Annotated in this window: 10 protein-coding genes; 6 read left to right on the forward strand and 4 right to left on the reverse strand. The window is 69.2% G+C overall.

The features are described 5' to 3' along the window. The first annotated feature begins 194 nt into the window (after positions 1-194). From grpE to BO221_RS29205, 5 genes are read left to right on the forward strand one after another with little or no spacing between them, the layout of a single operon-like run. Positions 195-722, forward strand: a complete 528-nt coding sequence (gene grpE, locus BO221_RS54070) for a nucleotide exchange factor GrpE (RefSeq protein ID WP_158079929.1) — start codon at positions 195-197, stop codon at positions 720-722. After that, positions 719-2,398 carry an Hsp70 family protein gene (locus BO221_RS29190; protein WP_073563935.1) on the forward strand — a complete coding sequence of 560 codons (1,680 nt, stop codon included), beginning with the start codon at positions 719-721 and terminating at the stop codon, positions 2,396-2,398. The genes grpE and BO221_RS29190 overlap by 4 nt, the downstream gene beginning before the upstream one ends. 3 nt (positions 2,399-2,401) lie before the next feature. Continuing rightward, a complete protein-coding gene (locus tag BO221_RS29195; protein ID WP_073563937.1) occupies positions 2,402-4,390 on the forward strand; it encodes a DUF6109 family natural product biosynthesis protein in 1,989 nt (662 codons plus the stop codon). Position 4,391: 1 nt separating this feature from the next. Further along, positions 4,392-4,757, forward strand: coding sequence for a J domain-containing protein (locus BO221_RS29200; protein WP_073563939.1), 366 nt, complete (start codon positions 4,392-4,394; stop codon positions 4,755-4,757). 15 nt (positions 4,758-4,772) lie between these two features. Next, positions 4,773-5,312: an AMP-binding protein gene (locus tag BO221_RS29205; protein ID WP_073563941.1), complete on the forward strand. Its 540-nt coding sequence runs from the start codon at positions 4,773-4,775 to the stop codon at positions 5,310-5,312. Positions 5,313-5,364: 52 nt separating this feature from the next. Here the strand turns inward: BO221_RS29205 and BO221_RS29210 are convergent, their stop codons facing one another. From BO221_RS29210 to BO221_RS29225, 4 genes are read right to left on the reverse strand one after another with little or no spacing between them, the layout of a single operon-like run. Next, positions 5,365-6,540, reverse strand: coding sequence for a GNAT family N-acetyltransferase (locus BO221_RS29210; protein WP_083681500.1), 1,176 nt, complete (start codon positions 6,538-6,540; stop codon positions 5,365-5,367). Further along, on the reverse strand, positions 6,537-7,673 hold the full coding sequence (locus BO221_RS29215) for an aminotransferase class V-fold PLP-dependent enzyme (protein ID WP_073563942.1): 1,137 nt from the start codon (positions 7,671-7,673) through the stop codon (positions 6,537-6,539). The genes BO221_RS29210 and BO221_RS29215 overlap by 4 nt, the downstream gene beginning before the upstream one ends. Continuing rightward, a complete protein-coding gene (locus BO221_RS29220) occupies positions 7,661-8,830 on the reverse strand; it encodes a GNAT family N-acetyltransferase (protein ID WP_073563943.1) in 1,170 nt (389 codons plus the stop codon). The genes BO221_RS29215 and BO221_RS29220 overlap by 13 nt, the downstream gene beginning before the upstream one ends. After that, complete coding sequence (locus BO221_RS29225; RefSeq protein WP_073563944.1) at positions 8,827-9,951, reverse strand: polysaccharide deacetylase family protein; 1,125 nt, start codon at positions 9,949-9,951, stop codon at positions 8,827-8,829. The genes BO221_RS29220 and BO221_RS29225 overlap by 4 nt, the downstream gene beginning before the upstream one ends. 329 nt (positions 9,952-10,280) lie before the next feature. On the opposite strand from BO221_RS29225, the gene BO221_RS29230 reads away from it, so the two are divergent. Next, positions 10,281-11,870, forward strand: coding sequence for an NHL repeat-containing protein (locus BO221_RS29230; protein WP_073563945.1), 1,590 nt, complete (start codon positions 10,281-10,283; stop codon positions 11,868-11,870). Positions 11,871-12,111: the final 241 nt, after the last annotated feature.

Genomic DNA, 12,111 nt, shown 5'->3' on the forward strand with positions numbered 1-12,111 from the left:
GAATGGGAGACACAAATCCGCGCGAGCGAGAGGGCTCATCACGCTGCGGCGAGCTGTCTGGCGCAGCCACGAGCGTTGCTGTGTGAACTGAAGCCGCAGCTCCAATTCTGTTTTGTATGGATCGCCAGTCGGAAACGATTGGCGTTGATTTGATGCTCACCTGGCTGAGACGCCTGTTCATTGGACGTTCAGGAGTGCCTGAACTCCCGGGGGCCACACCACCCGCCGAGTCACCTCCCACCTGGGGCACCCTGCTTCTGGATACCGTCCAGAAGTCCTCTCGGGCTCAGGCCCGTCTGGCCCTCCATGTCGAGGATCTGGAGCGCAAGCTGGAAGGAGGACTCGCGGAGCTGAGGGGCTCGCTCTCCTCTCTCCGCGGCGCTACGTCGGGCAACTCCTCGGGGCGCGAGCCCCCCTGGGACGAGCTCCTGGATGCCCTGGATCTGCTCGAAGAGGCCTCCCGCGTCGCGGCGGATGCGGCGCTCGCATCGGGACTCATGGGGGTGGCGGCCCGGATCGAGCGCTTCCTGACCTCCTCCGGGATCACACGCCTGACCTCCATCGGCCACATTCCCGACGGGCGCCTGTTCCGGATTGTAGGCACCCAGCCTCACCCCAGCTTCGCCGAGGGCGCCATTGCCCGCGTGGTTCGCGCCGCCGCCCTCCGGGGCGAGCGTCTCATTCGCGAGGGCGAAGCCCTCATCGTGAGGAATACCCCTTGAGCCATGTCTTCGGAATCGATCTGGGTACAACCAACTCCGTCATCGCCCATCTGGTGGAGGGCCGCCCGGTGGCCGTGCCCGTGGACGGCAGTCGCATCGTCCCCTCGGTGGTCCTCTACGAGGACAATCGTGTCGTCGTGGGGCGCGAGGCGCGCAACCTCGAGATGCTGAGGCCCGAGCGGTGCATCCGCTCGGCCAAGCGCAAGATGGGGACGCTCCACCGCTACTCCATCGCCGGGCGCGAGGTGTCTCCCGAGGAGGTCTCCGCCCAAATCCTGTCCGCGCTCAAGCAGGGAGCCGAAAAAGCCACCGGCGTCCCCGTGCGGGACGTGGTCATCACCGTGCCCGCCTACTTCGATGACGCCCAGCGCCGCGCAACCCTCGAGGCCGGCCAGCGCGCGGGGCTGCACGTGCTGCGGCTGCTCAATGAGCCCACCAGCGCCTCGCTCCTGTATGAGCGCGTGTTGCATCCCGAGGCCCTCCGTGTGGCCGAACCCGAGATCCTTCTCGTCTACGACCTGGGGGGCGGCACGTTCGACGTGTCGGTGCTCGAGGTGTTCCAAGGGGTGCGCGAGGTGCGCTCCACCGCGGGCAACACCCAGCTGGGTGGGGACGACTTCGACGACAAGCTCGTTCAGCTCTTCCTCGAGGCTCTCAAGAAACAGGGCGTGGAGCCTCGCGAGGACGGGCGGGCCATGGCGCGTCTGCGCCAGCTGGCCGAGGAGACGAAGATCCGTCTGTCCACGGACATCTCCGTGCACGTGAAGGAGGAGTTCCTCACCCAGGCACGAGGCAGGCCCATCCACCTCGAGATGGAGGTGCGGCGGCGCGACTTCGAGGCGCTCATCGAGCCACTGCTCGAATCCACCGTGGCCCTGACCCGTCAGGCCCTGGCGGAGGCCCGGCTCGAGGGGCAGTCGCTGTCCAAGATATGCCTGGTGGGAGGCTCGACGCGGATCCCCCGGGTCCGCCAGATGCTGGAGGAAGCCTTCGGCGTAGACGTCCATGAGGAAGTGGATCCAGACCTGGCCGTGGGGCTGGGCGCGGCCATCCAGGCCGGCATGCTGTCCGGCGAGCCGGTGGGACGCATCCTCGTGGATGTGGCGTCGCATAGCCTGGGCATGCGCGTCATCGGAGAGGACGACCTCGGGAGCGCCACGCCGGATACCTTCGCCCCGGTCCTCCGCCGCAACACGGTGTTGCCAGCAACGAAGGTGGAGGAGTTCTACACCCTGGTGCCCGAGCAGGAGCTCGTCCAGGTAGAGGTGTTTCAGGGCGAGTCGCGCCGGGTCTCGGAGAACACACGGGTGGGAGCCTTCGAGTTCCCGCTCGAGCCCCGGCCCGCGAACTCACCGGTACGGGTGGAGTTCACCTACGACCTCAACGGGGTGGTGAAGGTCTCCGTCAGCCAGCCCGGCACGACGAACGCCAAGACGGTGGCCCTCTCGGTGGCGGACGTGGGCAAGGCCGTCCCGGCCCTGGCGCCGGGACAGAGCGCGGTGGAGCGCAAGGGGTACGCCCTGCTCGAGAGGCTCCCTCCCGAGCAACGTGCTGGGTTGAAGCGGCTTCTCGACGAGTACGCGCAGTCCCAGGGCGTGGCGCGCGAGCGCGCGGAGGAGGCGCTCCTGGATTTCTTCCTCAATCTCGAACACGCGCCGGGACTCCCGGAGCCCTGAGCCATGGTGAAGCACGACCGCACCGGGCGCCAGCACCGCCAGTGGCTGGAGGAGGCCCGGAAGTACGAGAAACGGGGGGACCTGGAGGGCATGTTGTCCGCGCTCCTGCGACTGCCGCCGCCGCTGAGGGAAGAACTGCTCCCCAGCGGTGCCGCCCTCTTCCGGCAGGCCGTCCGGGAGCAGCACCGGCGCAGCTCTTGGGGGACGCTCGGCACCCAGGCCGTGCGCGCGGACGCCGAGCCCGGCCTGGTGGAGCGAGGCGCGGCTCCAGAGGAGACCTGTGCCACGTACTGGCCACTGGTATGGGCGGCGGGCCGCGCACGGGATTGGGAGCGCGCACGGCGGTTGTGGCAACCCCTCACCGGCCCGGCACGAGCGCATGCGCCCCTTCTGGCCCAGGCGATGGATGACTGGCTCTCCTCCGAGGGGAGCCCCGCGCCCGAACTCATCGCCCCGGCGCTCGAGCACCTGCCCCCGGTGGATTCGCTCCTGGGAATCGAGCCGCCGAGCCAGCGCGTCTCCCTGCCGCCGCCCCGCTCGCTGGAGGAGGTGGAAGGGGCGCTGCTCGCCCTGTGCGCGCTCGAGCCCTTCCCCGTCTTCGCCAGCCGCGCCGAGGCGTGGGCACGAGCGGCACCCGCCGAGGTGGCTCGGGCGGTATGGGAGCTGGCGGGACAGCTGGCGGCGCGAGAGCTGTGGCTCCGGGCGGCGGAGGGCAAGGGGCACGCCGCTCTCTCGGAGCCCGCCTCGCTGTTGGCCCGGGCGGTACGTGAGGGAGGCGCCCCCGAGTCCCTGTCCGCACCCACGTTGCAGGCGCTGCGGGTGGTCGCCGCGGGACTTGCGCGGCCGGTCGTCTCGCGCCTCGAGGACGCCGAGCCCCTCTGCACCCTGGCTCAGGCCGCGGCGCTCCAACCGTCGGCCCAGCCCTGGGTGGTGCAGGCGGTGTCCGGGCTCCGCTTCGAGGGGGCGGCCCTGCCGCGCGCGCTGGGCCTCTACCAGGAACTGTTGCCCCGGAGCATGAACGTGCCCCTGTGGGCGCGGGCCTTCCTGGCTTGGTGCGAGCAGAACCCCGAGGCGCCCAACGCACCCGGGTGGCTCCAGGAGGGATTGGGCCGGCTGGTCGCCACGGAGGCCTCTTCCCTGCTGTCCTGGCTGGGTGGGGCCGAGCCCTCGGAGCGTATGGAGCTGCTCGAGTGTGTGGCCTCTACCTGCGCACCGGACCTGGTGGAGTCATGGGTGGATGTCTGCTGGGAGGGCGCGAGCGAGGAGCTCCGGAGGGAACTCAGCGAAGCCATCAGCATCCTGCTGAACCGCAGTCGGATGAAGCAGGGAGGACGGCAGTTGGAGCGACTGCTGCGCGACGTGCGGAGCCTGGAGGATGCGGAGCGGCTGATGGAGGTGGAGGGGGCGATGGAGCAGATCTACTCCTCGATGAAGCTGATCGGGGACGGCCTGCGCATCTGGCGCCGGTTCGCGCCCAAGGTGCTGACCTATCAGGTGCAGTTCCTCGAGGAGGCGGTGCGCCATGCATCCTCGGACGCCCAGGCATGGGATGCCGCCATGCGGTACCTGGAGGCTCATCCTGGGAACACGGGGTATATCGAGGCGCTCCGAACGATGGTGATGTTCGAGCGGAAGGCGCTCGCCCGGCACATTCTGGAACGCTGGCTGGAGGGCCTCGCCGCCAATGTGCTGGCGCTCGCCGAGGCGGTGGTGGCCGCCGGAAGGATGGACACTCCTTGCGAGTACCTCCACCCGGTGCTGGAGGCCTTCATGCGGGCCCTGGCGGAGCAGTTACCCGCTTCCCATGCCCCGGTGGTTGAGCAGGCGCAGGCGTTGGCGAACAAGCATGGGTACCGGCTGCGCAAGCGCGGGGCTTCGCGGAAGAAGAAGGACGCGAGCACCACGGGGCGCCGTGCGTCACGCTCGAAGAAGAAGTCCGGGGGAAGCCCCTCGAAGGCTGTCTCTCCGGAGGAAGGAGAGGAGAGCAGCTGATATGACGCCCGAAGAGCCGTTCGCCGTATTGGGGTTGGCGCCCACGATGGACCCGATCGCCGTCAAGAGTGCGTACTTCACCGCGCTGGCGCGGCACCCACCTCACCAGGATCTGGAGGGGTTCCAACGATTGCGCCGCGCCTACGAGGCGCTCACCCGACCGGGAGGCCTGGCGGCGGCATACCTGACCAGCCCCGTGGACGTGCAGAAGCTGGCCAGGGACGCGCGCGAGCGTTTCGATGCGCCGCTCGAGAAGGCCGCCGTGGTGGCACTGGCCGCGCGAACGGGAGCGGAGACGGTGGCGCGGTGGGTGGAGCGGTGCTCTCGGATGAGTTGGGATGAGGCGCTCCGGGCTTTTGCCAGGTGATGCGGCCTGCACTCGATGCTGATGGCATTCATGGAGGCCCTCTCCGCGCAGAGCTCCGCCTTCTCCAGCGATGACCTCGAGCTGACTCCGGACGGCGACAACCTCGCCTACGCCATCTACACCTCGGGTTCCACCGGCCGCCCCAAGGGCACCCTGTTGAACCACCGCGGCCTCTGCAACACCGTCCTGCAGAGCGCGGTGCTGGCACGAGTGCTGGAGATGGGTGAGCGCAGCGGAGCCCTGCCGCCCGGTATGGGGCTGGAGCAGCTGCGCCCCCTGCTGCGCGTCTTCGAGAGCAACCTGCGCGCCAACCAGCGCTACACGGCCCGCGCCTCCGGCCAGCGGCTGCTGCTGCTCAAGGCCGGTGAGGTCACCCACCAGCCCGAGGACGGCGGGTGGTCGGCGATGGCCGGCGGAGGCCTCGAGCGCCACGTGCTGCCCGGAGGCCACCACGCCTTGCTGCGCGCGCCTCTCGTGCGGCAGCTCGCCGAGTTCCTGCGCGAGGCCCTCGCTTCAGGCACCCAGGATTCGCGGCGCCGGGCCCTCCAGCCCTGAGGACCGCGCCCTGACTCGGGGGGCCGGAGTCCATCTCCGGCCCCTCCGGGCGTCACTCCGCCATCTCCGAATGGCTTCCGGCTCCCCGCGGCCTCAGCCTCCGCACGCGCGTGAGCACCTGCTCGGGCAGCGCATCCCGGAGCACGTTCCGGGCTGTCCGCTCCAGCGCCTGGGCTCGCACCACCCAGTCACCCAGGCTCATCGGCCGGGTGATGCGCAGCTGGACCGTCATCCGCTGCCTCCTCGCCCAGTCCGATTTGTAGGCCTCGGTGCCACGCAGGAAGTCGTACTCGGAGAAACCCTCGGCCAGCGCATCGCGGAACGTCTCCCCCACGAGCACGAGCCCCACGCTCCGTGACTTCCACTCGGGATCGTATCCCGCGTTGTAGTAGCTGAAGGTGCGCCCGTGCCGCAGGGCGTAGACCGACGCCACCGCCCTGCCTCCCACCGACAGGAGGTAGAGGCGCACCTTCCCCGCCGCCGACAGCCGTGGCACCACCTCCTGGTGGAAGGCCTGGACGTCCGGCGCGCCGAGCCCGCTGCGCGCTCCCCAGCGCAACGCGTGCAGCCGGAAGAACTCCGGCAGCGCACGGGCCAGCTCCTCGGGCTTCTCCGCCCTCGTGATGGCGAACCCCTCCTGGCGCTCGAGCCACTTGCGGCGGCGCAGGAAGTTGTCGGCCCGGGCCGTCCGAGAGAGGAAGGTGTCGAAGCGCTCGCCCGCCTCGAGGACCTCGTACGGGCAGCGGTTGCGCCCGGTACGCTCGAGGTTCCACCCACGGGCCCGGCACCGCGCCTCCAGGAGCGCCACCGTGGGGGACAGCTCCTCCACGTCGGACAGCTCCAGGATGTCCCACTCGTGCCGGAGACGCTCGAGCGCATCCGCGAGGATCTCCGTGAGGGCCGCCTCGTCCCCGGGCCGGAGGATCGCATCGAGGTAGTCACTCCCCACGCCCTCGTCCCCCAGCCACCGCAGCCACTTCAGACGGACACCTCCCCACCACCGCTCCTCCAGGGAGAGCGGCAGCACCCCCGCGAGCAGGCCCGACCCGTCCCGCACCGTGAGGAGGAAGAGCTGCCGCCGCCCGCCGAGCTGGAGGTGCCAGCCGAAGAGCCACTCCCAGGTGTTGAAGACGCTCGCGCGTCCGGACTCGCACAGGCTCCGCCACTCGTCACGCAGCGCCAGGAAACCCCGTGTCTCGCGCACGAGCACCACCGTCCAGCCGTTCATGTCTCCAGCACCTCCCACACCACGCGCGCCATCCGCTCCAGTTCCTCGCGGCCAAGGTCCTGATGGCAGGGCAGCTCCACCACCCGCTGGCGGAGCGCCTCCACCTCGGGAAAGCACTCGCGCGGCACCGAGGGATGGCCGTACCTCCAGAAGTCGACCGCATGGATGCCTCGCGACCACAACTGGCGCAGGACGTGATCCTTGTCATCCACCTCGAGCGCGTAGAAGAGCGGGCACACCCCGGGCGGCAACGAGGACCAGACCGTCCGCCCGGGCCTGCCGATCAACTCATGGAGCAGGAACCAGTTGTCACGGCGGCGTTGCACCACCTGCTCCGCGTCCACGGTCTCGAGCAGCCGGGCGGCCATGGGGCTCATCCCGAGATGCAGCACCGCCGGATCGAGCTCCTGGGTCCCCACTGGGATGTCCTCGTCACGGGCCCACTCGCGGATGTGCCGGGTGACGGCCTTCGCCCCCGTGCGCACCCACCTGCCCGCGCTGGGAAAGCGGCGCTCGGACGCCACCAGCATCGAGCCCGCCAGGTGCGAGAGCGCTGGCAGGAGCGGAGGCAGTGCGGGAGGCGAGAGCCCGGCCATGGTGGCCTTCCGCATGAACAGACCTCCCCCGTGGGGCACGGGGAGCGTCTTGTAGAAACAGAAGATGGAGGCGTCGCCCAGGCTCCCCAAGGGACGCTCGCCGTCGCTGGAGAAGAGCGACAGCGCGCAGTCCTCGATGAGAAGGGCGCCGCACTCGCGGGCAATCTCCGCCAACGCGTCGAGGGGTTGGGGGAAGCCGGCGTAATGAATGACATAGATGGCGCGCGTGTGAGGCCCCACGCACGCGCGGACGTGCTCCACATCCAACCGGCCCTCCCCATCCACGCGCGCGAACTGGATCCGTGCGCCCGCGTGCAGCAGCGCCGAGACTTCCACGCCATGGTGATACGCCGGAACGATGACCTCGCCCCCCTCCAGCCCCAGCATCCTGGCCGCCCGCCACACCGCGTTGCGGCCGAGATAGGTCAACTCGAGCCCGAACCTGTTGAAGGGAAAGGAGGCCGCGACGCTCGTGCGCGGCAACAGCTGCTCCGGGCCGAGCCCGGGCAGCGACGGAATGTCCATCAACGCAGCCATCCACCCACCTCCCGAAGCCATCGCATCGCCGCCGGTCCCTGCTGGAAGCGCACCGAGTGCAGCAGGCGCCCCTTGAGCGTGGGCCGGAGGATGAAAAGCCAGACATGGCGGCGCACCCGCTGCGTCCAGTCGAGCTTCCAGGGCATCCTCGGGCCCAGGAAGTCGAACTCCGCCGTGCCCCGGTGCGCGAGATCCTCCAGCACGTCCTCGACGAGGAGCTGGCCCGGAGAGCACTCGGAGAAGCTCTCGTCGTAGCCGGGCTTGAGCAGGTAGTAACGGCCCCCGTACTCCAGGCCGAAATGGAAGGCCACGGCACGGCCCCCCACCCGCAGGGTGTAGAGGGCGAGCCAGCCCCCCGCCGCGGCGAACCGGGCCAGCCCCGTGTAGAAGTCGAGCGTCTCCTGACGGCACCTGATGGCGGTGCCCCGCTGCCCCTTCCACCCACCGCCCTCCAGCGCGAAGCCCTCCTCGAGCGCCCGGTGCAGCGCGTCCCCGCCCTCCACGCGCTCGAGCGTGAGCGGGCCGTGCCGCGCGAGCTTCTTGCGGCGCCGCCGGAGGTTCGCGCGGAACTTCGCGTCGAGCGTCTCCTCGAGCGCACCGCGGGAGAGAACCGGGAGCCATGGGGATTCGAGCGAGGGCCAGCGCGCCACCTGGAAGCCCTCCTCCCCCGCGGCCGCGCCGAGCGTCTCGTCCAACACCCCACCCGCTTCGATGTCCTTGAGCAGGAGCACCTCCCAGGGCTCCTCCCGGAGGTGTGCCCAGATGGAGCGGACGGACTCCTCCGGACAGGCCGCGTCGAGCGCCCACGTCACACGCTGTGAGTGCTCGTTGGACGGGGACTGCCACATCCGGACGGGCACGCCCGCCAGACGCCCACGCCGCTCGAACAGCGGAGCGAAGGCGAGAGGCCCACCGTTCCCTCGCGCGCGGAAGACCCGGAGCGGGGAGCCCGGGGCGAAGCTCTCCATCCACAGCCGTGTCCAACCGCCGAGCGCGAAAGGCCCCGCCCCCGGAGCACCCCGCGCGACCGCGTCCCACTCGGACGAGAACCCGGCCATCGCCCCCAGCCCCACCCGTTGCTCGACGGTGACGCCAGGCCCGGACGCCTCCTCCCACCGGACCACCTGCTCCATGGCCCCCTCCTCCCGGCCGCTCATGGCGACACCTTCCACACCAGATCGAAGGCCAGCTCCGACACCGGCACGGGCGCCCCGATGCGCGGCAGCTCGAGCAGTTCGCTCGTCCGCGTGCAGAGCCCCGAGCGGGTGGTGACCGCTGCCTGGAAGTAGCGGCCCACGAGCGCCGTCACCTCGGGACACGTGGCGCCATTGGGATAGGAGAAGAGCGCCGGGCGCACGCCCAGCTTCTCCTCGAGCGTGTCGCGGCAGGACCGCAGCTCCCGCTCCACCTCCGCGAGCGGCAACCGCGTGAGGATGGGGTGGCTGCGCGTGTGAGCGCCCAGCTCGAAACCCTGGTGAGCCAGCTCCCGCACCTCCTCCCAGGAGAGGAAGCGGTTCTCGTCGTTCACCGGCACCGGGAACTTCGCGCGCATCCGCCCCACGATGTCGAGCATGCTCTCGTGCGGCAGCTCCTTGAGGTACTCGACGCACGCGCTCATCAGGACCCGCGGTCCCAACCCGAGCGAGCCCAGGCGCATGATGGCCGGGTCTTCACTCGCCTGGCACACCTGCTCGGGCGGGGAGCGGGAGAAGATCTCCTCCAGCTCATACCCCCACATCCAGCCGTCGGTGCCCACCAGCCCGGTGGTGATGAAGATGGTGGCGGGAACACCATGGCGCGCGAGGATGGGCGCGACGAGGTACAGGTTGTTGCGGTAACCATCATCGAAGGTCAGTGCCACCGCCCTGCGGGGCAGCCTCGCCCGGCCCTCGAGTCCCGCGACGAGCTCGGACAGGAGCACGGGTTGGTACTGGCGTGCGAGAAAGGCGACATGCTCCTCGAACGCATGGACATCCAGCACCGGCTCACCCCACACCCCCACCGGCCGCCGCTGGACCTTGTGATAGAAGAGGATGGCCGCCTCGCCTTCCCCGAGCCGCAAGGAGGCGGGATGAAGGCCCGCGTAGTACGTGAGAGCCTTCACGCCCTTCTTCACCCAGTACACCCAGTCCCGCTGGTCCACGCCGCGCGCGCGTGAAACCACCCGCGCCAGGTCGATCCGGTTCTTCGATCGCTCCCGATCGATCCGGTTCCTCGGCCGCTCGGGCCATGCCTGGTCCCGTCCGGCTCCGGGAACGAACACATTGGCATCCTTCATAGGTCCCCCCCGCTCGAGCTCATTGCAATCACAGCGCCGGGCCAGAACTCCCGAAGTTGCGGGGGAGGTGCACCCACATTGGGCAACGCATTCCCACGCAATGCCCCAGCGCGACCAGGAGAGGAGCGCGCACGTCACTCGAAGCCGCGCACCATCCGATGTTGGGGCGGCACCGGGAGGAGGGGCATCCGAGCAAGGGAAGGCGAGTACACGGGTACGCATCGCGGCGCCCCACCAGACAATGGAAGGGAAGCCCTCCTCTCTCCATCTTGTCGCATGAGCGGGTGCGTCGCGCGCGATGGCGTCCGCTCTCGGAGGGGGGAAGACACATGAATGGACAGCGGCTCTGGAGCGCCGTGCTGGCGGTGTGTTTCATCGCCGGGTGCGGAGTGTCCGACGGGATGGAGCAGGAGGAGCCCACCGGGCTCTCGGAGGTGGAGGAGGCCCGGGACGAGGGAGAGTTCCAGGACGATGAGGAACTCGAGGCACAGTGGAAGCAGCCCTTCCAACTGATCTACGAGGAGTATTTCGGCAAGGGAGCGGGGCCCGAGTGGAGCATTCCCCGCACGTCCAAATCGCCCAACGGACAGCGCCGTTTCCTGGGTCCCTTCAACCAGGAAGAGGTGGTGCTCCAGCTCGATGAGCTGTCGGCTCATGACGAGGTCAAGGTCACGCTCGAGCTGTTCGTCCTCGGAACGTGGGACGGCAACAGCACCTGCTGCGGCCCGGATCGCTGGGTGGCACAGGTGGACGGCGGTCCCGTGCTGCTCGATGCCACCTTCTCCAACGATGACGCCCCGTTCGATCCCGGGTTCTCGCAGTCGTACCCGGGACCGTACCCCGGAAGCAGCAACCCGGGCCTCACGGGCGCGGCCGAGAAGGGGACGCTCGGCTATCCCGATGAGTCCGGCTACGGCGGAGTGGGTGACTCCATCTACCGGCTCACCTTCACCGTCCCGCACTCCGCCAGCAGTCTGAAGCTCCGCTTCACGGATCCGCCTCGCGGCGATGCCAACGAACTGTGGGGCCTGGATTGCGTGCGCATCAAGGTCCGTAAGAAGGAGGTGAAACAGGGGGATCTGCTCGTCACCCGCAACACCGACAGCAGCGTGCTGCGCTACGACGGGCGGACGGGGGCCTTCGCCGGCGTCTTCATTCCTCCCGGCAGTGGCGGACTGGCCAACCCCCAAGGCATGACGTACGGCCCGGATGGCAACCTGTATATCGCGAGCTTCGAGAGCAGGAACGTCCTGCGCTACGACGGAAGGACGGGCGCCTTCCTGGGCGTCTTCGTTACACCTGGGAGCGGTGGGCTCGGGGCTCCGAATGATCTGATCTTCGGTCCCGACGGCCACCTGTATGTCAGCGACGGCTTCTTCGGCACCAACAGTGTGCTGCGCTACGACGGGAGGACCGGAGCCTTCCTGGGAGTATTCGCTTCCGGGGGTGGACTGTCCGTCCCGCAGCATCTGGCCTTCGGTCCGGATGGGAACCTGTTCGTTGAGAGCGTCCTGGGCAATGACGTACTTCGCTACGACGGGAGGACGGGCGCGCCACTGCCAGCACCGGGAGAGAGCGAGGCGGTCTTCATCCGGGACATCGACCCCGTCCCGCTGGCCTTCGGCCCGGACGGCAAGCTGTATGTCGGCACGACCGCCGACGACGTGCGGCGCTACAACGGGAGGACGGGCGCGTTGATCGATGTCTTCGTGCCGCCCGGGAGCGGTGGGCTCAACTCGGCCAATGACCTCGTCTTCGGCCCCGATGGGAACCTCTACCTGCCGAGCTTCCTCGGCGACTCCGTGTTCCGCTTCAACGGGAGGACGGGTGCGTTCATGGACCTGTTCGTTCCACCCGGAGGTGGAGGGCTGGCGCGCCCCATCTCCTTGACGTTCATGCCTTCGGACAAGGCGCGCTGAAGCACACGGCCAAAATCGGCACTCCAACCTTCACGAGGACCCCGCCGCTCCGTGCGGCGGGGCTTCAATGACTGGTGGGGAGTGTCCCCGGGAGGTTCGATCCGTCCCTGTAGCAACGTGTAGAGAGGCGTAATTCCCTGCCTGCTCGCGATTCCAGCGACCTCACCACCATGTCTTGTAGTGGTCATTCGGTTGCACCTACGCTCTAGGCGCTTCGCGCCCTGACGGAGGTAGCACCCCG

This window comes from Archangium sp. Cb G35 (assembly GCF_001896145.1).
Classification (GTDB): domain Bacteria; phylum Myxococcota; class Myxococcia; order Myxococcales; family Myxococcaceae; genus Archangium; species Archangium violaceum.